Source organism: Streptosporangium vulgare (genome assembly GCF_042428775.1).
In the GTDB taxonomy this organism is placed as follows: Bacteria; Actinomycetota; Actinomycetes; order Streptosporangiales; family Streptosporangiaceae; genus Streptosporangium; species Streptosporangium vulgare.
In genome coordinates, this window is record NZ_JBHMBS010000004.1 from 376,546 (window position 1) to 399,842 (window position 23,297).

The window sequence follows — 23,297 nt, forward strand, 5'->3', positions numbered from 1 at the left end:
CCCGTTTTTCCACAGCCGTCCTGACGCTCCTCACGGAGGACGTCAATCCTCCCCCACGTCTGAAACCCGGAGTCTTTTGGTGGTCGCGCAGCGATACGAACTACGCCGGCCGATAGGCCGGGGCGGCATGGGTGAGCTCTGGGAGGGCGTCGACACCCGTCTGAGGCGGCGGGTGGCCGTCAAGCGCGTCCGGCGTGACCGGATCAGCGAGGAGACCCTTCGGCGGTTCAGGCGTGAGGCCCAAGTCATGGCGTTGCTCCGCCATCCCGGTGTGCCCACCGTCTACGACTTCGGGGAGGACGACTACGGGTTCTTCCTCGTGATGGAGTTCGTCGACGGATGGACCCTCACGCACGTGCTCGACGCGCACGAAAGGCTCCCCGTTTCGTGGGCCGCCCTGATCGGGGCACAGTTGTGCGCCGTGCTGTCGGCGACGCATCACCACTCGCTCGTTCACCGGGACCTGAAGCCGGGCAATCTCATGCTCTGCCGCGACGCGACCCTCGTCGTCCTGGATTTCGGTGTCGCGACCGTCCTGAACTCACCGGACTTCTCGGTGATCACCGGGACGCTGGGGGCTCCGGGAACCGCCCGCTACATGGCTCCCGAGCATGTTCACAGCGGCAGGACCAGCGCGCTGACCGACCTGTACTCGGCGGGCTGCGTCCTCTACGAGATGCTCACCGGTGAGCGGGTGTTCCAGACGACGGGCCTCGTCGCCAAGGTTGACGAACACGTTGGCCTCACCCCGATGCGTCCCGGAGCGCTCCGGGAGGCTTCGGTGCCCCGGGAGCTCGACGCGCTGGTGACGGCCCTGCTGGAAGAGGACCCCGACAAGCGCCCGCAACGCGCCGACGAGGTCTTCCGCCGGCTCCTGCCGTTCGTACGGGACCTGCCGCCACTGCCGGGCGTGGTCGATCGCGTGACGAGGCCGATCCACCTGTACGCCGAGGCGGTGTCCCGGTTCAGCCGGTGACCGCCGTCATCACCTCGGCGGCGGTCGGCCGGTCCCGTGGATCCTTGGCCAGGCAGGCGGCCGCCGGATCCCGAAGCGCCGGGGGCAGCACGGACAGGTCGGGGTGATGTTCGAGGATCATCCGGAAGATGTGCGGGTGGGAGGCACCGTCGAAGGCGTGCCTGCCCGTGGCGCCGAAGAGCATGGTCGAGGCCCAGCTGAAAATGTCGGACGCCGGTCCGACCGGATCTCCGGAGATCTGCTCGGGGGACATGTAGATCAGCGTGCCCCTGAGACCACCCGAGGTCATCGTGAACCGGTCCACCGCTCTGGCGATCCCGAAATCGATCACCCGTGGACCGTCCGGGCCGATCAGGACGTTGGCGGGCTTGAAGTCCCGGTGCACCACGTTCGCGGCGTGGATGCCGTTGAGCGCCGCCGCCGTCCCTATCGCCAGCCGGGTCAGACTGTCTCCACCCCTCGGCCCCTCCTGTCGCACCAGCCGATCCAAGGATGGGCCGGGCACGTATTCGCTGACGATGTAGGCCAGGTCGTCGACGACACCGACGTCGATCACCCTGGCCGTGGCGAAGGGACGCACCAGCCGGGCCATCGCCGCCTCTTTGACGAAGCTCTCGCGTTCGGCCGCGCCACCGATGATCCGGTTGTGCAGCACCTTGATCGCCACCGGTTGACCGTCCGGGCCGTGCGCGAGATAGACGGCTCCCTGGCCGCCCTGGCCGATCTTCCGGGTCAGCGCGTACGGCCCGATTCTGTCGATCCCGATCCCGATCCCGTCGAGGGAGCGAGAGTCGGGCGCGGCGCCCATGTCGTTCCACGAAGGCCGGGGAAACGACGGGGACGGTCCGGCGGGGGCCCGGTAGGACGACGCGGGCGGAGCGGTGGGGGGTCGGTAGGACGGCGGAGGTGCGGGGGTGTGGCCCCAGGCCGCGGAGGGGACCGGACGCCTCGGCTGAGAGCGGAAGACCTTGGACCGGAGGAACAACGCGTGCACCGTACCGCCCAGCCAGCCCACAAGCACCCATACCCCCGCCGCCGCGCTCACCAGTGGCTCCACCTCGGTCGCGGGGTTCCCGTCGTCCATGACACTGGCGATGGTGGCGTACGCGAGCAGAAACGTTCCGTAGACACCGGTCGCGAAGCCCAGATTCCGGCTTCTCAGCCGTATGGCGGCGTGTCCGATGATGAAGGGGGCCGCGAATCCGCAGGTGTACAGCGGAGCCAACGCCCAGACGATGCTGAGGGGGAAGCCTCGCCAGGAAGACCGGTCGGGAATGCGCCCGTCAGCGCTGTGGCGAAAGTCGGGGCCGCCGGTTGAAGACATGGTGTGAATGATACGGATCGCTCCATACCCGGAGTGGCGAGAGCGGATGAATCGGTACCGAACATCGGATCGCCGAACGTGATCTCACCTGCCGATCCGCAGTGGCCGGCCTCGACAACGTGGCGCCTCCGGGTTTCCACATACGGACGGTTTACGGGATCTCGTTCACGGTGCGGGTCACGACGCCGGAGAAACCCGACGCCGCCAGAAAACACATCCAGGTAAAAGCGCGCGCTTTTGGCTTGTACCGGCATTCCCTTCACGGAAGGCGGTAGCCGACCTCGACCACGTGGCGTCGCCTTGTGATCTTCACGGTCCGGCGGCGGGTGTACGTCTCGGTCGTGACGCGGCTCGCCACGAATGAACGACCGGAAACACTGTCAGCCGGTTTCCGGATGTCGTCCCTCTGCCGGAAGCCGGACACTGGGACGGGTTGCTCCGATTCGAACCCCCACCAGGGAGAACTCGACTATTACGCGATGACGGCGTATGACACCTGCCAGGCAGGTCAGAACCTTGGGCGATCTGCTCTGCCAGCTGAAAATCGCTCATTCTGGAACTAGGGTGAAATAACTAAAAACAGAGTGAGGGGATGGTGGAGTCGATGTCGCCGGGAGCGGGGCCCACGTCGCCGGACTTCACCGGAATCGACCCCGATCTGATGCGGAGCTTCGTCACCGCGCTGGAACGCGGGCGCGACGTGATCGGTGAGCAGTCCGAGCGGATCCGGCAGCTGCTCGCGGCGGCCGGGGTGCCGGCGGCGGGGCTGGGGCCGATCAGGGAGATCGACGGCTGGGTCGGCGACGAGCTCCCGAAACTCCGCCAACGCCTGGAGACGATCGACCAGGACCTCCCCATGCTGGGAGGGGCACCCCACCTCCCGAAACAGGGCTCACTGTGGACCGGCGACCCGCTCCAGGACCCGTTCCGGTGGGGGCTGCTGCCCTACGACGAGAAGACGGGCAAGTCCCCGGCGGGCAACGCCAAGAAGGGCACCGACCTCGCCGCCGAGTTCCGCCGCCTTCCCGAGTCCTCCCTCGGCCTGCCCAACGCCGCCTACGACCGCCTTCTCGAAAAGCTCGCCGCCGGGCAGAAGGACGCCTACCTCACCGCCGGGTTCTTCCGGTCCATCGGCCCCGAGGGCATGCTCAGCATGATCGGTCGCCTGGAGAGGTACGACAAGAAGGCGGCCGACAAGCATCGCAAGGTCATAGGCGACGCGCTGGGCACGGCGGTCGGCGCGCAACCTGCCCTCCTCGGCTCCGCCTGGCAGGCGGACAACCTCAAGAAAGCCCCGAAAACCCAATTGGCGGGCCTGCTCGCGTACGGCACCTTCCCCGTCCCGTGGCTCACCCAGATGCTGCGAGGCGGAGTGGGAAAGCCGATCGGTGCCGGCGACGGTAGCCGTCCCCGGCGTTGGAAGACCGACCTCGTTCCGTTCCTGCCCGCCCTGGCGAACAATCCCGAGGTGGCCAGAAACCTGTTCAACCCCATGTCACGTGAGGACCTCAGAGACCTGTTCACTGAGTTCAACCGCATAGAAGACTCCTTCCCCAACGCGAGACCCTGGGGCTTTGAGCACGAAATCAGCATTGAATACGGAAGGTCCAGCAGCCAGCCCTGGAAAACGGACTTCGATGTCCACACGGAGTTCGGCCGGATGCTCGCCGCCGGAGGCGGGGCCTACGAGAAGGGCCCGCACAGCCCCGAGGCCGCGAAGTTCGCCTTCAACGTCATGACCATCATGGGAAACCTCAAGGACACCGACGGCACCAAGGACTCTCCAGCCACCCCGATGGAGGTCGCGCCGGAAGTCAGGCCTTTCATGTCGACGCTGGCCGGCGCCTACGCCGCCGAGATCACCGAAGGTGCGAACATCGGTGACGCGAACATGACCGAGGAGAGCACGCTGAAGCCCTTCACCTCGGCGTTCGGCATGACGGCGGCGTTCACCCTGAGCCCGAAGGACACCTACCGCTTCCTGAAGATCTTCGCCGACTCCCCGGAGAACCTCGCCCCGTTCGAAAAGGGAATGGGTGCCTTCAGCATGAAACTCATCGCCGACGCCTCGGCGACGGCCCGCAGCACCGGCGACGTCAAACACATGGACCAGGTGTTCAACGCGCTGGGCAACGTGCGCGGCTTTGAACTGGCCGCCATCGAGAAGATCCAAGGCACACTGGACATAGCTGACAAAAAGCAAGCGGACCTGATGAAATACCTGCGCGACACCACTGTCGGGGTGACGGGCCTCTTCGCCACGACCAAGGCGGCCTCATACTTCTGGACACTCGTGGGCTTCTCCTTCTCCACTTATGACACCGCCGGAGACATCTTCGGCGAAGAGGACGAGACACGGGTGGGCTTGGCCGATAAGAAGGACGCCATCGAGACCCTCGGCCGCCAGCACACGTATGCGCAGATTCTCATGGCCAACGGCTTCACTCCGAGGGTGACACCCGCGGAGTGGCAGGAGCTCTGCCCACCCGGCGTGGCCATCGCCGACGTCAGGGGCAACCTTAAACCGTTCTCCGAACTGATCAAGCAAGGCAACAAGGGGCTTGAAGCCTTCGAGAAGTGGGCGGCCGCCAATGGGATGGGGAGCAACGATGAACTCTCGTTAGGACGGCTTTCCAGCCAAATGGCAAACCAGTTCGAGAGCCTCAACAAGCGGGGGAGGCAACGAGGCCTGGCCTTCGACAGTTAGCTCAGGAGTTCGGGAGGCACTCGGTCTCGCCCCTGACCTCGTAGTTCCCGTTGCCGGGCGACTCCAAAATGATCATTGTCTTGTATTCATCGCTGGCGAGCCGGATAGGGGCGTTGCCTCTGTCTTCGGAAATTCGATAGGAAGCCACTCCAGAAAGTGCCCCGAGCAGAAGATTGTTGAGACTGTCCGGCCCACGTTCCTCCGCCGGGTCCTCACCGACGGCAGCAAAGGTTCGCTTGGCCTTGCCCTCCCCGCAGGGCAGGTCGCGTCCACCCGGGTCGGTGATACGGACATTCAAAGCGTGACTCTGCTTCATCAGCTCAGTTATGTGCGTCCTAAGGGTCTCGCCCGCTTCGGCCGCCGTAGGACCACTGTCCCCGCACCCGGACACCGCCGGCACTACCACCACGCAAACCAGGATGCCGCGCCATACAAAACGTGTCATGCATTCCTCCGGGGCTGGCCGAGGTGCTGTAGATCCAATAATGTCCAATAGTCCGCCCGATGTATCGGCATCCGAAGAGGGATATATGAATCCTGGCCCGGAAGGTCTGGTGCCCAACCCGCGGCGTCAGGTGCTGGAACAGGCGTTGGTGGAGCTCAGGGCGAGAGTCGCCCTCCTTGAGGCCGCGCTCGACCCTGCCCACGGCCAGTTCACCGGCCAGTCGGTGTGGGTGGGCCCGAAGGCCAGGACGTTCACCGAAGATCTCACCGCCCGTCGCGCACGACTACGCCAGGCGGCCAGGGCGCTCGTCAAGGCGCTCGAAGAGGAGATCCAGTCCGCCCCCGCGAAGGTTCAGCCTTCCGCCGCGCGGCAGTGACACATCAAGCTGAAATCTGACCGGGAGCCGATGCTACGAACTCACGTCATGCCTCGTGACGCGCATCCAGGTCGCCGAAGCCATCGTCCTTGATCCTGTCGAGGAAGGCGTCCCATTCAGCCGAGGTGAAAGCCAGTATGGCCCCGTCGGGGTCCTTGGAGTCGCGGACAAGGACGAGCAGGTCAGCATCCGGGCCGGGCTCGGCCTGCGAGATATCGGCAAGGGCGACCTCGACGCAGTCCTGACCAGCACCGCTGAGGGAGTTCTTGCGCCAGAGTCCGACCTCAACACAGTTGGATCCGTTGCCGCTGCGGCTACTCTTTCGCCACTCGATACGGGACATGTCCACTTCGGGCCTCCCCTTTTCCTTCAGCGCAGGGCATATCTTAGGTGGATTCCTCAAGCATTTTCTCGATCAACACCTTTGAACTGTCCGGACCTAGCGCTACCGCCCGCAAGTGGTCGAACGCTAGTGTGTACCAGTACATTTCACTGTCATTCTCCACATACAGGCTACTCGTCATGGTCTCGACATACACCACAGCGGGATCGTAAATTTCACGAAACTCCATGATGGCGAAGGTGCCGGCGGTTGCCGGATGGACGCCAGCGGCGAGCGGCAGCACTTGGATCGTGACGTTGTCCCGATCCGCCAGCTCAAGGAGCTTGACGTACTGCCCACGCATGGTCCCCGTCGAACCGATCTGGCGGATAAGAGCAGCCTCGTCGATCACGGTCCAGAACCGAATAGGGCTCTCTTCTCTCAGCAGAAGCTTCTGACGAGTCATGCGAACTTCGACACGGCGCTCCACTTCTGCGGGCGAGGACAGGGCCATCAAAGCCGAACGGATGACCTCGCGAGCGTAGTCCTCTGTCTGGAGCAGACCATGCACGAGCACGTTGTCGAAGCTGCGGATGAACGCCACATCCGCTTCGAGCTGGATATAGGTCGCATAGTCACTCGGTAGAGAGTTCGCGTAAGCGTCCCACCACCCCTTCATGCGCGCTGTTCGCGCCAGAGCATGCAGGGCAGATCGTTTGCTCGTGTCGAGTTCGTACAGGTCGAGCAGGCGAGTGAGGTCCGGAGACGTGATCCCGACGCGGGCCGTCTCGATCCTGGACACCTTCGCGACGGACCAGCCGACGCGCTGGGCAGCTTCTTCGAGGGTCATCGCATTGAGATCTCGCAACCTGCGGAGCTCGCTGGCCAGTCTCCGACGTCGAACAGTGGGACCACGCCCTGCTACCACAGCAACCTCCCGAGTTGACTACTGAAAGTGTGCAGGTATCCGCGTTCCGTGACAGCAGAATCGGGAAGTCGGAAAAACGGTAACTTTGCAGAACCGCTTGATAACTCAACGTACACGATGGACTATCTGACTGTGTTGCAAGGCCAGCCGTCGGCGGAGCCCATGACACACGGCGCCACATGACCCACAGGACCCAACGAGAGGGGCGGGCGAGGGGATGAAAATTCGTGATCTTCGAGGGTGGGGCGGTGAGTTGCTGGAGTTGGCCTGGGAGTTGAACGATCTCGGGTTCGACTCCGTGGTCAGGCTCTCGCCCGGTCGGCGGCCGAGCGTGGAGATCTTCGCGCCGCCAGGACGGTCGAGGGTCGCCACGGCTCAGCGGGGTCGCACTTCAGTGTTCACCTGGGAGCGGCGAGACCGCGCCCAGCAGAGCCATGACCGTCAGGGGCGCGGCAGGATGCGGGAGGCGGCCGAGCGGCTGGTGGAGGTGGCGCGGTGAGGGCGCTGGGGCTGCTGGGCCAGGTCGATCTGCCCGCGCAGATCGCCGCCGTTCCCCGGGCCCGCCGCTACGTCCGCGATCTGCTGAAAGGGATCGACCACCCGCACACCGACGACGCGCTACTCCTCCTCACCGAACTCGTCACCAACTCCGTACGCCACTCCGACTCCGGCCGCTGCCCCAGTGGACGGATCACCATCGCCGTCGCCCACCACGATGGAACGCTCCACATCGACGTGATCGACGCCGGCTCTGCGGCCGGGCACCGGCCTCTGGTCTGCGCGGGCGTGACCCCCGACAGCGGCGGAGGGCGCGGGCTCTGGCTGGTCAGGGAGCTGTCGTCGGCCTGGGGCTGGTACGAGATCCTCGCCGGCCGTGTCGTGTGGTTCCAGTTGAGCGGACGGTGACCCCGTGATCCGCTGGGACCACCCACCCCGCTGTCTCAGCCCGCACGTGCTTCCCGTGCGATCCCACTGCGAGGAGATGACCTGGCATCCCGCACGCGGGGATGGACAGGCCCGGGTCGTGCGATGGACCTGCGACTGTGACGCGGCCTTCTACGAGCTGTGCCAGGCGGGTGGACTGAGGTTCATCCGCCGCACCACACGCGCACGGAACAACCCGTCGATCGACGAGAGCGACCACTGGCCCGCCGGAGAGGCCGAGGCCATGTGGATCGCTCTGCTGCATGGACTCGTACGGTAGATGCGACTTGTACAAGGAGTTGTACAAGTCGCGCTACGTGATGCTACCCTCACGCCATGACGAAATTCGTGCGTGTCGAGCCCATCTCCTCCGCCCGCGCCCAGCTCAGCGAGACCGTCGCCCGAATCGGCGAGCAAGGCCTCCAGGCCGAGCCCGTCGTCATCGGCCGCCGATACAAGCCCGAGGCTGTCATTATCAGCTTCGAGCTCTACGAGCAGCTCGCCGACCTCATCGACGAGATCCAGCTGGCCCCGTTGATCCGGGAACGACTGGCCACCTCGACCACGAGTCCCGACCTGACCCTGGAAGAGGTCGCCGACTCCCTAGGGATCGACATAGAAGAGCCATCATCTTCGACACCAAATGGACACGAGTCGGCCGCGTGACTGGATGCGGCAATATTAACTCCGAAGAGTAGTCATTCGACTACTCTTCGGCACATGTCTCCCCGTGAACGAATCTTCGATGCTCGCCTGAGGCCCGAGGTCCACGATGACCTCAAGAACCTTCCGACGCATCGCCTCCGTAAAATCGCGATCCTGCGGATCCAGAACCTCATCTACGGTGATGAGCGCGGCAAAGAACTCATCGGTACAGCCGAACCCGATCTCACCGGGTGCCGCCGTCTCTATTTCGACGAGATCCCGAAGCTCGCACGGTGGCGCATTGTCTACCGCGAGCTTCCCGCCCCCCGGTCGGGCGCACTTCCGGTGATCCAAGTCCTGGCCGTCGGCCCTCGCGCCCAGATGGATGTCTACGAGCGCGCGGCGCTCCGTTTGGGGCTGCTCAGCCCCGAAGACATGAGCTGAGTACTTACCCGATCACCACAGGCCGCCCTCGGCTGCGGGTTTCTTCGTAGCGCGAGGGAGCTTGGGCTTCGCGCCCTTGTTGTGCAGGCCCTTGGCGACCTCTTCGGCGTAGCGGGCGTGGTTGAGCTCCAGCAGCCGGTCCACCAGCTCCCGCTGCGCGAAGAGACCAACGGTGTAACGGGTCTCCCTGCCTGCATTGTGGTGACCATGGTCGAGCTGGTCGATCAGGTCGTCCCAGCCATAGGCGCGACAGACCGCCTCGTCAATTGCCTTGTGAATACGGCGGAGTTCCACTACGTCGTCGTCATGGCACTTGGGGTCGTTGACCAGGTTGTAGGTCGCGGTCAGCCCGGCCTGGCGGGAGAGCATGAGGTCCCGACGAAAGATGTCCAGGCGATTGCCAAAGTCTCGCATCTCCCGGGTGAACCCAGGGAGAGGCAACGTCTCGAACACATCTGACGGCGTGTAACGAAGATCTGCTTTCATGGACGACGCTCGCAAACGTGCCCACCAGTAGTGGGTCCCACTCGACAATAACGTCAGCATCGCCATGTCATCAGTCGCAAACACCCCAAGCATGTGCGAGAAGACCTGCTTTGTAGGCACCATCACCGGCATCACAATTTTGCTGACCAGCGTGATCACAATGACCCGATCCAGCCCTGAAATAGCGGCTCGGAGCCCTGGCGCGAGCTTCTCATACTGCCACCAGCGTTCTCGGGTAGCTCGCTTGCTGTCGGGAAGCTTGTCTCTGTCGGGCTTGACCAGTTGCCGAACCCTTTCCAGGCACTGCGGATACTGCTCCGCTCTCGTCAACGGCCAATCACGGAAGTCAATGATCCAGCGACTTGCCGTAAGACTCGCACGCGAATTCAGGTCCTGACCATTCAGATAGCGAAATAGAACCTCCTCGCTTCTCCCGTTAGCGGAAATCAGACTGTCTGCCTCACCGTCTGCCATTACAAAGCCGATTCCATTGACGAAGTTACCAATGAAGGCACGCCCTCGACTAGCGGCCAATCGGTAAGGGTTACCGGAGACACGAGACTCGGGATCAAGGGAGGCCGTGATACCAGAAACCACGACGCCCTCTGCCTTAATCTCTGCCTTTTCACCGAGCACGGCTTGAGTGGTCCAGATAGCACAGTATTCCAGGACGGCGCTCTTGGACGGCCAGGGGCGGCTTTTGATGCATTTCCGAATCACCGTCCCTTGCATCACAAGCTGGTCGAGGCCAACCTCACGGCTGTCGCCCTGAGCCAGAGTGTTGGTGGCAATAATGCCGGTTTGTCCACCAGAATTCAGTAAGCCATGAGCGCGAAGCGTGAAGTAAGTAACTAGATCGGCATTACCCTTTACGCCATTTGCGATAGCTTCAACCAAGTGATCGCGGTAGATCGATCCAGAGGTTCCGCTAATTTTCTTGCCGCCGAGAAACGGCGGGTTACCGATAATCGCATCGAAGCCTTCCTGCTCGGAAACCTCAGGAAAGACAAGCGGCCAGTGAATTGGCTGACGGTCGAAGCTGCCGTCTACGTGATCAGTAGCAAGCCACTCCCTCCGAACCTCCCGAGCCTCCAGCTCCCCCCGCCCCTCGAAAACATCATTCGCCAGCTTCGCCGCATGCTCCGACCCCGCCCTGAGCCCCCGCTCGCCCTTCCCCGCGTAAGCCAGCGCCGCCCCCACCGCCAGGTCAGCGAACAGCCGGAGCTGCCCCGAGGCGATTCCCACGTCTTCGAGCCGCGCCCGCTTCCTGGCGAGTGCCGCCAGCGGGTCGTCGCCCAGCTCGATCTCGGCGATCTCCCGGCGCTTCTCGGCCAGTTCGGCGACCTTCTCCCGCACCCCGGCCGTCCAGTCGAAGATGCCCTCGTGGATCTTCCGCCCCTTCACCGGGTCCATGTGCATGTATTCGAGCTGCTCGATCGACGTGATTCCCAGCAGCGAGTCCCCCGCCACCAGTCGATCGTCCACGAACGTGAACGGCCGGGCCGGGTCCATGGAGACGAGCCAGAGGGACAGTTTGGCCATCTCGACGGCCATCGGGTTGATGTCGGCGCCGTACAGGCAGTGCTCGATGACCTGGCGGCGGGCCTCGATGACGAGCGGGTCGGCGTCGGCGTCGGCCGTACGCTCGGGGGCGCTCTCGCGGTAGGCGGTGGCGCGCTCGTCGCCCTCGCGGGACCAGGCGTCGACCAGGGCCTCACCGAGATAGCGGGCCGCGGCGACCAGGAAGGCGGCCGAGCCCATCGCGATGTCGGCGACCTTCAGCGACAGGATCTCGGCGGACGTCTTCGGCTTCCACTGGGTGCGGTCGGCGGTCTGCAGCGGACCGACCGTGTAGATCAGCGGCTCCAGGGCTCCCTCGACGACCGACTCGGCGAGCTTCCTCGGCGTGTAGTGGGTGCCGGTGTTCTTACGCAGCGCCGACTCGGTGACGTACAGCGTGCCGGGCAGGATGACGACGGGCAGGCCGCGCAGGTCGTCGCGGATGATCCCGGCGAACGGCAGCAGCCGCCGGGTCAGCTCGGCGTCGCCGCCGGTGACGGCGAGGAGCCTGCGGGTCGCCTCCAGCTCGGCGGCCTCGTCGCGCGGGGCCAGGTGCCGGGTGAGCGCACCGGCGGTGCCGATGCCGGAGTCCTTGTAGGTCTCGGCGAGCTTCGCGGCGAACCCGTCGCCCGTCGCGCCGCCGAAACCGGCGGCGAGGCTTTCGAGGGCGGCCAGCTCGACCTCCGCCTCCCTGCCGGACTTGCCGACGAGACCGACGACCGTGTCGGCCGCGCGGAAGCCCTCGTACGACAGCAGGCCCTCGTAGACGTAGCCGATCTGCTCGACGTCCAGGGAGCGGAAGCTGAGCCTGCGGCGCTCGCGGTTCTTGCCCTTGCCGACCTGGACGTACTGGACGGCCTGGAGCATGTGCAGGACGGTGCGGTCGTCGATGGTGAGCGGCATCCAGGTGGAGGGGTGCGGGTCGAACAGCGAGCCGTCGTGCGGGTGCATGCTGAGACGGGGGTGCTCGACGCCCCGGTAGACGGCCTCGAAGACGGCGAGCAGCCGGTGCCAGGCGCCGTAGGCGTTCTCCAGCTCGGTCTCGCTGCCCTCGACGGCGCGCTGTTCCAGCTCGGCGCAGAGCCGTCCGGCGGAGTAGGAGGCGGCGTAGACCTCGTTGTCGGCGGGCAGCAGGCCGCGTTCCTCGGCGAACAGCAGGAAGACGATGCGCATCATCACCGCCACCGAACCCCGGTAGACGTCGTGCGCGCCGATGTCGTCGCGCACGCCCGCGCGGCCGATGGCGGTGACGAGCAGCTCGACGGCCTGGCGCACCTGGACGCCGAGGGCCTCGGTGATCTCCTCCTGGCTGTCGAGGCTCGCGGCCAGCAGCGCGGGCAGCCGCTCGCCGACGGGCACCTCGAAGAAACGGCGCAGGCCGAGCAGCGAGACGAACGCCCGGACGACGTCGCGCTCGGCGGCCTCCGGCCAGGGCATCGCGTCGAAGACGGCCGTGGTGGTGACGCCGCCCTTGGGCGCCCAGACCAGCGCCCACCAGCGGCCGTCGGTGACCAGGCCCAGCTCGACGCCGTGGTGACGGCAGAGGTGGGCCATCCGGTCGACGGGGGTGGCGGCCCAGGTGGAGGACTTCATCCGGGCGGCGGGATGGCCACTGGTGATCATCCCGAGGAGGCGGACGTCCTCGGTCGCACCCGGGCCGGGCGCGACGCCGGGCGCGTCCGGGCCCGGCGCGGGCTCGCTCCGTGCGGCACCGGCCGCGGGCTCACCGCCCGGTACGGACAGCGCGAAGATGGGGGTGAGGGAGGTGTCGTGCTCGGGCACCTGGACGGTGAGCCGGTCGAGCCCGCCGATCTCGACGGCGTCGCCCCAGCCGAGCAGCTCGCGCAGGACGTACGCGATCCAGGGTCTGCGCCTCTTGCCGGCCTGCCAGGTGGCGTGCTCGACGCGGAGCCGTTCGCGCTCCCGCTTGTCCAGCGGGTCGAGGGCGGGCCAGGCCGAGCGCAGCACGGGCAGGCTGAGGAACGGGCCGGAGACCTCGACGAGGCTCAGCCAGTCTTGGTGCTGCCGCCCGGAGTCGCGCTCCGCGCCGAAGGACCTGCCGGAACCTGGCCTGCTCATCGGGTTGCCTCCCGCTTCGGCACGACGAAGACCACGGCCACCGGGAACCGGTGCGGCTGCGGGGCGCGGTAGCGGGACGCGATCGTCTCAAGCTCGCGGTCGCGCTCCTCGGCGAGGCGGGACAAACGGTCCTCCCATGATCTGCGGTCCTTGCGGTACTGGTCGAGCTCTTCCTTGCTCTGGGCCGCCTCGATGCGGCTGAACAGGGCGTCCTCGTCCTCGTTCTCGGCGAGCCTGGCGCGGAGCGCGGTCTCGAACCGGGCCAGGTTGTCGGCGACCCTGCCCTGCTCGGCCTCCATCCGCTGGACGAGCTTGCGCTCCAGCTGGTCGCGCTTCTGGTCCTTGCCGTCGACGCGCCAGTCGATCGACTGCAGGACCGCCTCGCCGACCTTCGGCCAGAGCCCGGCCAGGCGGTGCCGTACCGGAGCGGAGGCGGGGGTGCCGCCGGTGAGCGCCCGGTCCAGGAGGCCGCCGAGCACGGTCAGGTTCTCCAGCCGCCGGAAGCGGCCGTTCTCGGGGATCCAGCCTCCGGCGTGCAGGACCTCCTCGTGCAGCCGTACGCCGTCGCCGCCGACCAGGACGAAGCGGAAGAACGCCCCGACCAGCACGGTCTCCAGGGCGGGGTCGTCGCTGACCACCGCGGTCACCCGGTGCAGGCCGACCTCCGGGTTGGAGACGGCGGTGCGCAGCAGGCGGGTGGACATGGCGACGAGCGGGTGGTTCAGGTGGGCGAGGACCACGTCGTCGCGGACCCTGCCCCGCGGGTCGAGGGTCGCCTTCTCGTCGAAGGTGACCGGCCGCTGCCTGGGCGGCTCGCCGGACCTCCTGAGCTTGCCGGCGAGCCCGGCCGTGGCCCGCTCCCAGGAGCCGGTGAGCGGCTGCACGTCGTGCAGGCCGTCGGCCAGGTGCTTGTCGTCCACGTGGACGCGGAGCGGCTGCTGGCGGGCCAGGTCGAGCGCGGTGTCGACGACCCGCCTCACCTTGGCCGGGGTGATGCCGAGCTCGCGTACGGTGTCGTCGAGGTTCGCGCGGAGCCTGCGGACCTGCTCGCCGACGTTCGTCTCGGCCTGGACGGTCTGCCGGGACTCCCTGGCGGCGGCGCGCTCCATGTCGTAGTCGGAGATGTCGCCCAGCATGCGCCGCTGGACGGCCTCGGCGAGCACCGCGTTGACGGAGCCGAGGTCCTCCTCCATCTGAGCGACCTTCCCGGCGACCCGGGAGAGGAACTCAAGGTCGGCCTCATAGGAGTCGACCGCCTTCTCCCAGCCGGTGCCGACGAAGTGACGGATCTCGGGGTTGTGCTTCTGGCCCCACCGGTCGACCCGGCCGATGCGCTGTTCCAGCTTGTTGGGGTTGAACGGGATGTCGTAGTTGACCAGCCGGTGGCAGTGGTTCTGCAGGTCGATGCCCTCGCTCGCGGCGTCGGTGGCGAGCAGGACGCGGACGGGGTGCTCGGCGGGGTCGGTCTGGAAGGCGATGCGGAGCTGTTCGCGCTCGTCGGCGGCGATCCCGCCGTGCAGGATCGCGAGCCGGTCTCCGGCCAGGTCCTCCTGGCGGAGCAGCTCGGCCAGCCACTTCTGGGTGTCGCGGTATTCGGTGAAGACAACGACCCGCTCGTTGGTCCAGTCCTTGTCGGGACGGCAGACGGCCCTGAGGTAGGTGATCAGCTCGCGGGCCTTGGCGTCGGGAGCGGAGGCGTAGTCGAGGGCCCAGCCGCGCATGCGGGTGAGCAGCGCGACCTCCTCCTTGGTGGCGGCGCCCTGGAGCGGCGCGGCCATGCCGACGGCGGCGTCCTCGGCCTCGGCCAGCGGCTCGTCGTCGAGGTCGACTATGTCCCCCCAGTACTCCTCCATCCAGTCGGGGATCTCGTCATCCTCGTCGTTCTCGTCGGAAGCGGCCTGGGCGGTGGAGGTGACGGTGCTCAGGTAGACGCCGACCGTGTGGGCGAACGCGGCGGGGCTGGAGAACAGGCGCTTCTTGAGCAGCAACGTGACCAGGTCGGCGGCCTTGCGCCCCTTCCTGCTCCGGTTGAGCCGGGCCCGGCGCAGCGCCGCGAACTCCTTGAGCAGGCCGTGGACCTCGCGCTCGTCGTCGGGGTAGAGCACCGGGACGGCGTGGGCGGCGCGCTCCAGGAAGCGCTTCTTCCCCTTTCCGTCGACGATGTGCCGCTTGAGGCGGCGTACGACGGTCTCCTTGACGGCGGCGGGATCCGGGGTGACGCCCCGGGCGAACCGCTGGTCGTCGAGGATCTCCAGCAGCGCGGTGAAGCTCGCCTGGTAGCCGTTGTGCGGGGTCGCCGACAGGAAGAGCCGGTGGGTGAAGTGCGGGGCGAGGCGGCGGACCAGCCGGGTCTGCTGGGAGTCGACCGCGTAGACCTGCTTGGGCGCGGCGGGGGCGACGTGGTGGGCCTCGTCCAGGATGAGCAGGTCGAAGCGGCGCTCCAGCCCGGCCGGGTCGAGCACCTCGTCCAGCAGCCGCTGCGCCTTCTGGCCGCGCAGCCACGGCAGGCTGACGATCGTCAGCGGGTAGACCTGGAACGGGTTGGCGGCGGAGCCGTAGGTGCGGCGCACGACCGCGCAGCGCTCGGTGTCGACGATCGTGAAGTCCAGGCCGAACTTCTCGGCCATCTCGTCGCGCCACTTGAGGGTGAGACCCGCCGGACAGACGATCATGACGCGGCGGGCGCGGTTGCGCAGCAGCAGCTCCTGGGCGACGAGCCCGGCCTCGATGGTCTTGCCGAGGCCGACGTCGTCGGCGAGCAGCAGGTTCACCCGGGGCGCGTCGAGGGCGCGGGCCACCGGCTCCAGCTGGTAGTCCTCGATGGCGACGCCCGAGCGGAACGGCGCCTGGAGCGTCTTGACGTCGGCGCTGGCCACCGCGGACCAGCGGACGGCGTCGAGGAAGGCGGCCAGCCGCTCGGGCGGGTCGAAACCCTCGGGCGTCACGTCGGGCAGCGAGCCGCTGGGCAGGACGCGGCGGCCTGGCTCGATCTCCCAGATGACGTCGAGCCGGTCACCGTAGCGTCCGTCCTCGACGCTCTGCAGGCTCACCAGGGTGTTGGCGCCGCTCGCCTCGACCTCGCCGACCACCCAGCGCTGCCCGCGGACCGCCACCAGGGCACCGATCGCCGGCCCTTCCCCTGCCGCCTGCCTCGGGGACGTCTTCAGGGGCGTCGCGCTCGTCACCATTCACTCCTCGCCAACGGCTTCCCACCTGCGGCGCTCACGACCCCGCCGTCCTGCGGCCACGGGAAAGAGCGCGGCCAACCAGTCTGGCAGGCCTCAAGCGCCCGCAAAGTCGATCGCCCCGGGAACGTTCCGCCAGGGGCGTGAACCGGACTGTACGCCTATCGTCGTCTCACGTCCACACAAAGAAACTCTGTGGACTTAGTTCACATTCCTGTTGAGATGGTCTACGTTCCATGATGTGACGCGGTGCACATCGAAGGCGGAGCGGCGACTCCGCCACGAGAGACCGTGTCCACCGCGTGGCGTAGTTCGGTCGCCGCCAGATCGGACTGTGACACGAATTCCGATCGCCGATCACAGGTCGTACGCGCCGGGGCCGCGCCTTTGCCCTCGCGGCTCGACACCACCTCTTCCAGGCGAATGCACTTTATCCCTAAACGAGGAATCTAAGAACACGAAACCCTACGATATGGGTCAGCGATACGAAAGGGGGAGACGCCGACAGTGCAGCACTGCACCAAGAAGAACCCGCATAACCGCCACTCTGCACCATTTGGTTATTTAAGTACACAAAAGGTGTTTACGGACGTCGATCTGGTCGTAACGGAGATGACGGCCAGGGTCACCGCGGAAGATCTTCTGTGGAGCGTTGTCCACTACCCCCCGGTTCTCCGCAAGAAGATATTGCGACACGTGGGGCTTTCCGACATGCGGTCGATCAGCAAATCAGCGGCGACCAGCCTCGTGCACGCGCTCAGGGGAAACGACAGGAAGCGAAGCACGTCGCTCACCCATGTTCTCAGCTTGCCTTTCATCCACGGATTCGAGAACCACGACGAGCTCACCGCGGACACCTGTGCGAGGCTGCTCCGACCGAGTTCCGCCGCCGAGGCGATGTCGTCGGCGTCCGCGGCGCCCAGCTTCGTCGAGATGTTGGCGAACACGAGAGGCCTCACCGACGACCTCTCCCATCTCGTCGTCGCGCACATCTGCCGGTATGACCTACCACTGTCTCCGCTGGCCTTCGCACTGCTCGTTCCCGCCTCCGAACGTATGGGCCTGGACACCGCCGAAGCGGTCCGTACCGCCTGGCAGGGGTTTCGCACCCTGCATCCGGAACTTCCCGAAACACCGATCTCGCTCTCCGAACTTCGGGACGCCGCCCAGCAGTCACTTCCAGCGGCCGCACTCAAGAATTCGGATCTCAACGGGATCAAAGAAATCGACCACTACGAGCCCGAAGAGCCCGAGTTGACGACAGAACCGGAAGAACCCCAAGAGCCCGCGAAGAACGACGCCCACATCCTCGCCGAGGATTCCATCGAGGCGTTGCGGGAAGAGATGAGCCGTCTACGCCAGACGCTTCTGAAGGCCGCCGAGGCCGCCGGAAACGTGCAGCGAGCATGTGCCGACGCACGCCGGCCCCTTGACCACGACCTGGAAGTGATCACGCGGAGCGTCATCGGCTTCGACGGGTTACGAGACAGGCTCGCGTCGGCGGCCGACTCCACGATCGCCGACGACGGCACGGTCGCCGCCCTCCAGCAAACCCTCGACCATGTCGCGTCGGCGGGTTCCCGGCGTCGTCGAATACTCGCACTGGCTCACCTTGAGGGCCCGCCCGTCCTCGACACACAGCTGGAGGAGGTCCGTGCCGCCGCCCGCGCTGAGTCTCCGATCCTGGAGACGCTCGCCGAGCTCATCCGGCTCGCCGCCGACGCCGACGCCTTCCTGCGGACATCCGAGTTGCATGATCGGTTCAGGCGGGAGGCACCGGACGGTTGGGCCGCCGTGGCCTTGGCCGCGGTGCAAGGTCGGCTGACGGTTCCCGAGCCACCGAACATCGCCTCGTCCACCCCCGCCGACAGCGAATTCCCCGAAGGGGATCAGCCCGACGACGACGGACGGGACGAGGGAGGAACGCCCCCCACGACGGACGAGCCGGAAACGCCGTCACCGACTCAGGGCGCCATGCTTCCTCCTCCCCCGGAGGATCAGGATGAGCTGGCCGACCTGGACGCCTTTCTGGAGGAAGGCTTGAGGCGGCCGGCGGAGCCATCCGTCCGGGAGCCCTCGGCGTCGGAGCGGACTCCCTCGGCCGAACCCGCCACAGCGGTGACCGGCGGTCCCGCCTCCCCTGATTTCTCCGCCGGGCCCGCGGCCGAGATCACACCGGTGAACGAGGAGTCCGAAGAACCGGCGCGCCCCGGGATGACAACGATCGACCATGTCTCCTCCTCTCCGTCGCCCACGGACCATCTGGCGGGACTTCCCCCGAAGGCGGCCGAGGCGGAGGCGGAGGCGATCCGTGCCGGACAGCTGGGCCTGGCCGCCTGGCTTCGCGTGGCGGCGGGCCGCCCCAGCGCCGAGGTCAACGCGCGACGGTGCGCCGCCATGGCCGCCGAGATGAGCGAGTTCGCCGGACGGCTGTCGGCCATGTTCACCGAATCGGCCGCGAACGTGACGTCGAAGGCCCTCGCCGAGGACACGGCCGGGCAGTTGCTCTGCTGGGCCGCGGCGATACGGACCGGCCTGATCCACCCCACCCCGGAGACCGTCCCGCTGATCGAGGACCTCTCCCCCGTGGTCTCCGACCTCCCGGCGCTGACCGCGTACGGAAAGGCCTTCGCCAAGGTCGCCAAGGACGGCGCCTATCTCATGCCGGGTCTGTCGGAGAGGTTGCAGGACGCCTCGCAGGCGGAGAACAACCGCAAAGACGCCTCCCTGGCCGCGTTGAGGTTTCTTGAGGAGGCCCCCTCTCAGACGATCAAATTTCAACGGGCCACCGAGGTATGGAAATTCCTGCTCCAGGAGAACGCCCCGCTGGGTGCTCTGCTCGCCGTCGCGGCTCGCGACGACGAGAACGAGATGCGGAACGCGAGGGCGAAGCTCAAGGAGCTCCGTGCCGGTCACATGATCGATCGGACGATCGACGCCGCGGCCAAGGAGCGGACGTCGAACCGCGGCAGCAGCCGGATCCACTCCAGCGCGCGGATCAAGCTGGTGGAGAAGGTCAACCGGGCTCTGGACCTCGTGGCGACCTGGGTGACGGCCGTCCACGAGGTGGAGGCGCTACGCACCGACGGCTTCGGCGTTCCCTCGGTCGTCGGGGCACTGAACGACCTCCGTGCGGTGGTCAACCAGAACAGAGTCCAGGCCGAGGAGGAACTCGTAAGGCTCGCCGAGTCCGCGGAGCCCTTGGCCGCTGCCGCGTCGGCCGCCTCGACGCTGGTCCGTGACACCCTCAGGTTGCTGGACGGAAGTCCCCCGCCGGAGTCCGAGCCCTCGATCGCCCACGTGCTCAACGGCGATCTCCTGTTCTCTCCCACGATCAGGGTCGAAGCCGGCACCCTGGCCCCGTACGACACCCCCGCCCTGAGCGAGCTCACGCCCCTGTGCGGTGGAAGTGACCGAGACTGGCGTGCGGCCTTTCTCGCGCGCGCCGATCTCGGCGACCACGAGGGCACCCGGGCCGTCATCGCCGTCCTGTCGGATCAGGACCAGGAACTCGCGGCCGAGCTCCGAAACCGCCGGGAGAAGCTCGTCTCCGCCGCCAGGAACGAGCGCGGTGATCGGATCGAGAACATCCGTGACCAGATCGCGGAGTGGCGCCGAGACGGTGTGCTCCCCGAGATCGCCTCGACCCGCTTCTCCGCGACGCTCCAGACGCTGGCCGGTGACGAGCGGGATGACTTCGGCGTCATCTTCCACGCTTTGGAGGAGCTGAAGCGGGAAGCGGAGAAAATCCGTGATGACAGGATCGCCGTGGAGCAGGAGCGGCTCGCCGCCCTCAGCGCCGAGAACTCCAACGTCGCCGACGTGCAGGAGCGGATCAAGGGCTTCATCGACGTGGGCGACCTGACCACGGCTCACGAGTTCATCGCGCAGGCACAGGCCGGAAAGCCGCTTCCCGAACGCTCCGACGCCGTCGACCATCTCAGCAGGTTCTTCCCGCACTTCCCCAGGGCCTTCGAGAGCGTGTCCTCCCGCTCATCGAGACGGCAGCGGCCGGAGAGCGACGACTGGCTCCAGAAGCTCAAGGACGCCCTCAAGTTCAAGAACGACGTCACCGATCCCGAGTTGGGCGACGTGCTGGCACAGGCCGGGCTGTCGGTCTCCGGGATCCCGAGAGGCCGGTTCGGAGTGTCGGAACTCGGTCTGCGCTTCTGGCAGACCATGTCCCAGGGCCCCAAGGCCGCGGGCAACCTGAAAAGCCCCATCGCGGCGGTGTTGCAGATGATCGGCCTTGAGGCCGACCAGGAGGCCGGCCACAACGAGGCGCAGAACCGGACCTGGGTCGCCCTCAACAATGTCAGCACGATAGGCGAGGCCCTGCTGCCGGCCTTCGGATCCGGGATGAGCCCGTCGGGTGACCGCCTCAAGCTGCTGCTCGTGTGGAAGTCCCCGGCCCCGCAGCAGGTCGTCGAATGGCTGAAGGACCAGCCGGAGGGTCAGACCGTCCTGGTCTTCTACTTCGGTGTCCTCACCGTGGAGCAGCGGCGCCAGCTGATCGCGGTCAGCCGCAAGCGCACCACCCCGGTGACGGCCGTCATCGACGACGCCGCGGTCAGCTATCTGGCGCTCCTGCCCGAAGCCAGCTGGACCTCCACGGTGAGCCTGCTCGCGCCGTTCAGCTCCGCCAACCCGTACGCGCCCACCGGGGACGTACCGGAGGAGATGTTCTACGGACGTTCGGACCAACTGCAGGAGGTCATGAGCAGGACGGGCTCCTCGTTCGTCTACGGCGGCAGGCAACTCGGCAAGTCCGCCCTGCTTCGCAAGGCCGAGCGGCAGATCCGCAGGTCCGACCCGGACCGGAAGATCATCTTTGAGATCGTCCAGAACATCGGCCGGATGGTCCCCGTGGAGTCGCTCTGGCCCATGCTCGCCGGCAAACTCGCCGCCGCCGAGATCCTTCCGCAGTCGGCGAGGACACTCTCCGACCCGAAGGAGATCTGCCACGGTGTGAAGGAGTGGATCGAGGAAGACCCGGCGCGGCAGTTGCTGATCCTGCTGGACGAGGCCGACGAGTTCCTCAACGAGGACGCTCGGCGCGCGTTCAGCAACGTCATCGCCCTGCGCAACCTGATGAACGAGACCGACCACAGGGTGAAGGTCGTCTTCGCCGGGCTGCACAAGACCGCCCGCTTCGACAGCCTGTCGAACCAGCCACTGGCACATCTCGGAGAACACATCGCCATCGGGCCGCTCGACCCGCAGGACGCGTTCAACCTGCTGACCAGGCCGCTGGCCGCGCTCGGCCTGCGCTTCCCCGCCACCCTCGCCTCGCGGGTGATCGCGGAGGCCAACAACGCCCCCGCCCTGATCCAGCTCTTCGCGGAGTCCCTGCTGACCCGCCTGCGACGGCTTCCCGCCCCGCAGGCGGCACTGCCCTACGAGATCACCCGCGAGGATGTGGACGCCGTCTGGCGGGACAACAAACTGGCCGGCGGTTTCCGTCACCGCTTCGAGCTGACGCTCAACCTGGACAAGCGGTACAAGGTCATCGCCTACGTGGTGGCGTTCCACTCTCTCGACGCGGGCGCGGACGCCACGATGACGGCCGGCGAGCTGCGAGTCGCCTGTCAGGGATGGTGGCCCCAAGGGTTCAAGGACTCCTCCAGTGACGGTTTTCGCGGGCTCCTGGAGGAGTGCGTCAACCTCGGCGTTCTCGCCGCCGACCGGGAACGTTACCGGCTGCGCACCCCGCACATCCTCAACCTGCTCGGCGGCACCGACGAGGTCGAGGCCGTCCTCGAACAGGCCGAGAGTTTCGAGCAGGCCGACTCCTTCGACGCGCAGTCCTATCGTGCCGCCTATCTGGGACACCGCGAGCGCTCCCCGCTGACCGGCAGTCAGGTCTCCTGGCTGTTGCGCCGGCGGAACGTGCTCCACCTGATCGCCGGCTCGAAGGCGCTGCAGCTCGACCGGGTGGCGGCCGCGCTTCAGGACGAGGCCAGGCGGCACGGCCAGGCGCAGACATGGCGGGTCGGCGAGAACGGCCTCACCTTCGACGGAGCGATACAGCGGGCGAGCAACAACTCGGGACACAACCTTGTCATCGTCGATCTTTCCGGCCTCTCGCACATCAAGGGCACCGGCATCATGCGCTCGGCCTCGCGCGCGGTCTCGCTGTCCAGTGGCGGCACTCTCGCCATCGCCGTCATCGCCCCACCGGAACACGCCCTTCAGTGGCTGACGGTCGGCCGCGGGGCGGACACGGCCAAAGACGAGATCGACGATCTGACCAGCACGGCCAACCTCGTGGAGCTGCAGCCGTTCAACCGGCCGGGAGTTCGGCAGTGGATGTACGAGGAAGGGCTGGGATTCCAGGACGAGACCAGTCAGGGGGCACTGTTGCGGGTCACCGGCGGGTGGCCGGTTCTGATCAGCAAGGTGATCCAGGACCTGAGCAGGCCCGACGTCGATCGCGAACACGCCTTGGAGACATGCCGGACCTATCTCCACCAAAGGCCAGATGATTTCGTCAAGTCCACGGGGGTTCTCTCCGGCATGGCTCTGGGATCCGCCTGGCGGGAGCTTGTGCGGCTGACCGAGATCGCCGACGACCCGGAGACGATCTCGGACCTTCTGGCTCTGGCCGGAGCGGAGGAGGAGGGACATCCGCTCTCCGAATCCCATCTGCGGGAGGAAGGCTACGTCTCCACCGCGGACCTGGTCGAGGTGCTCCGTACGCTGGGTGCACTCGTACCCCGCACCGACGGAAAGCTCGAACGCGAATCCGTTCTCATGAACGCGACCCGGCGGATGGAGCGGTCTCGGTGACACCGGATCCGCTGCTGCCGATCCTCCGTGCGGTGGCCGAGGTGTTCCTGTCCCGGCCCGCCCTGGCCGGGCGGGAACACGACGTCGACCAGTTCGTCACCGCCCAG

The 23,297-nt window shown here is 66.7% G+C and carries 15 protein-coding genes; 9 read left to right on the forward strand and 6 right to left on the reverse strand.

Going from position 1 to position 23,297, the window contains the following annotated elements:
• Nucleotides 1-79: 79 nt before the first annotated feature.
• Entirely contained in the window at nt 80-976 is an 897-nt protein-coding gene (locus ACFFRH_RS11160) for a serine/threonine-protein kinase (RefSeq protein ID WP_344745951.1), read from the forward strand.
• On the opposite strand, the gene ACFFRH_RS11165 is transcribed toward ACFFRH_RS11160, so the two are convergent.
• The gene (locus ACFFRH_RS11165) at nt 966-2,300 is read right to left on the reverse strand and encodes a serine/threonine-protein kinase (RefSeq protein WP_386156047.1); all 1,335 of its coding nucleotides are present in this window, start codon (nt 2,298-2,300) and stop codon (nt 966-968) included. The genes ACFFRH_RS11160 and ACFFRH_RS11165 overlap by 11 nt on opposite strands.
• A 592-nt stretch (nt 2,301-2,892) precedes the next feature.
• Here ACFFRH_RS11165 and ACFFRH_RS11170 point away from each other — a divergent pair.
• On the forward strand, nt 2,893-5,007 hold the full coding sequence (locus ACFFRH_RS11170; protein WP_344745949.1) for a hypothetical protein: 2,115 nt from the start codon (nt 2,893-2,895) through the stop codon (nt 5,005-5,007).
• Between the two features lies 1 nt (nt 5,008).
• Here the strand turns inward: ACFFRH_RS11170 and ACFFRH_RS11175 are convergent, their stop codons facing one another.
• Nucleotides 5,009-5,323, reverse strand: a complete 315-nt coding sequence (locus ACFFRH_RS11175) for a hypothetical protein (protein ID WP_386156050.1) — start codon at nt 5,321-5,323, stop codon at nt 5,009-5,011.
• A gap of 214 nt (nt 5,324-5,537) precedes the next feature.
• Here ACFFRH_RS11175 and ACFFRH_RS11180 point away from each other — a divergent pair, with 214 nt between their 5' ends.
• Nucleotides 5,538-5,828 carry a hypothetical protein gene (locus ACFFRH_RS11180; RefSeq protein WP_344745947.1) on the forward strand — a complete coding sequence of 97 codons (291 nt, stop codon included), beginning with the start codon at nt 5,538-5,540 and terminating at the stop codon, nt 5,826-5,828.
• A gap of 46 nt (nt 5,829-5,874) precedes the next feature.
• Here ACFFRH_RS11180 and ACFFRH_RS11185 read toward each other — a convergent pair whose 3' ends face one another.
• Both ACFFRH_RS11185 and ACFFRH_RS11190 read right to left on the reverse strand, forming a co-directional pair.
• Nucleotides 5,875-6,171 carry a DUF397 domain-containing protein gene (locus ACFFRH_RS11185; protein WP_344745946.1) on the reverse strand — a complete coding sequence of 99 codons (297 nt, stop codon included), beginning with the start codon at nt 6,169-6,171 and terminating at the stop codon, nt 5,875-5,877.
• 43 nt (nt 6,172-6,214) lie between these two features.
• Nucleotides 6,215-7,078, reverse strand: coding sequence for a helix-turn-helix domain-containing protein (locus ACFFRH_RS11190; protein WP_344745945.1), 864 nt, complete (start codon nt 7,076-7,078; stop codon nt 6,215-6,217).
• 217 nt (nt 7,079-7,295) lie between these two features.
• On the opposite strand from ACFFRH_RS11190, the gene ACFFRH_RS11195 reads away from it, so the two are divergent.
• The 5 genes from ACFFRH_RS11195 (at nt 7,296) to ACFFRH_RS11215 (ending at nt 9,091) form a co-directional block, all read left to right on the forward strand.
• The gene (locus ACFFRH_RS11195; RefSeq protein WP_344745944.1) at nt 7,296-7,577 is read left to right on the forward strand and encodes a hypothetical protein; all 282 of its coding nucleotides are present in this window, start codon (nt 7,296-7,298) and stop codon (nt 7,575-7,577) included.
• Nucleotides 7,574-7,984, forward strand: coding sequence for an ATP-binding protein (locus ACFFRH_RS11200; protein ID WP_344745943.1), 411 nt, complete (start codon nt 7,574-7,576; stop codon nt 7,982-7,984). Before ACFFRH_RS11195 ends, ACFFRH_RS11200 begins: the two co-directional genes overlap by 4 nt.
• A 76-nt stretch (nt 7,985-8,060) precedes the next feature.
• Nucleotides 8,061-8,282, forward strand: a complete 222-nt coding sequence (locus tag ACFFRH_RS11205; RefSeq protein WP_344745942.1) for a hypothetical protein — start codon at nt 8,061-8,063, stop codon at nt 8,280-8,282.
• A 56-nt stretch (nt 8,283-8,338) separates the two neighbouring features.
• Complete coding sequence (locus ACFFRH_RS11210) at nt 8,339-8,668, forward strand: type II toxin-antitoxin system Phd/YefM family antitoxin (RefSeq protein ID WP_386156054.1); 330 nt, start codon at nt 8,339-8,341, stop codon at nt 8,666-8,668.
• Between the two features lie 54 nt (nt 8,669-8,722).
• A complete protein-coding gene (locus ACFFRH_RS11215) occupies nt 8,723-9,091 on the forward strand; it encodes a hypothetical protein (protein WP_344745940.1) in 369 nt (122 codons plus the stop codon).
• 12 nt (nt 9,092-9,103) lie between these two features.
• On the opposite strand, the gene ACFFRH_RS11220 is transcribed toward ACFFRH_RS11215, so the two are convergent.
• Both ACFFRH_RS11220 and drmD read right to left on the reverse strand, forming a co-directional pair.
• Nucleotides 9,104-13,216 (reverse strand): Eco57I restriction-modification methylase domain-containing protein, encoded by a 4,113-nt coding sequence (locus ACFFRH_RS11220; protein ID WP_386156056.1) that lies wholly within the window; start codon nt 13,214-13,216, stop codon nt 9,104-9,106.
• Nucleotides 13,213-16,401 carry a DISARM system SNF2-like helicase DrmD gene (gene drmD / locus ACFFRH_RS11225; protein ID WP_386156058.1) on the reverse strand — a complete coding sequence of 1,063 codons (3,189 nt, stop codon included), beginning with the start codon at nt 16,399-16,401 and terminating at the stop codon, nt 13,213-13,215. Before drmD ends, ACFFRH_RS11220 begins: the two co-directional genes overlap by 4 nt.
• 507 nt (nt 16,402-16,908) lie before the next feature.
• Between drmD and ACFFRH_RS11230 the strand changes: the two genes are divergently transcribed.
• Nucleotides 16,909-23,190 carry an nSTAND1 domain-containing NTPase gene (locus ACFFRH_RS11230; RefSeq protein WP_386156060.1) on the forward strand — a complete coding sequence of 2,094 codons (6,282 nt, stop codon included), beginning with the start codon at nt 16,909-16,911 and terminating at the stop codon, nt 23,188-23,190.
• Nucleotides 23,191-23,297: the final 107 nt, after the last annotated feature.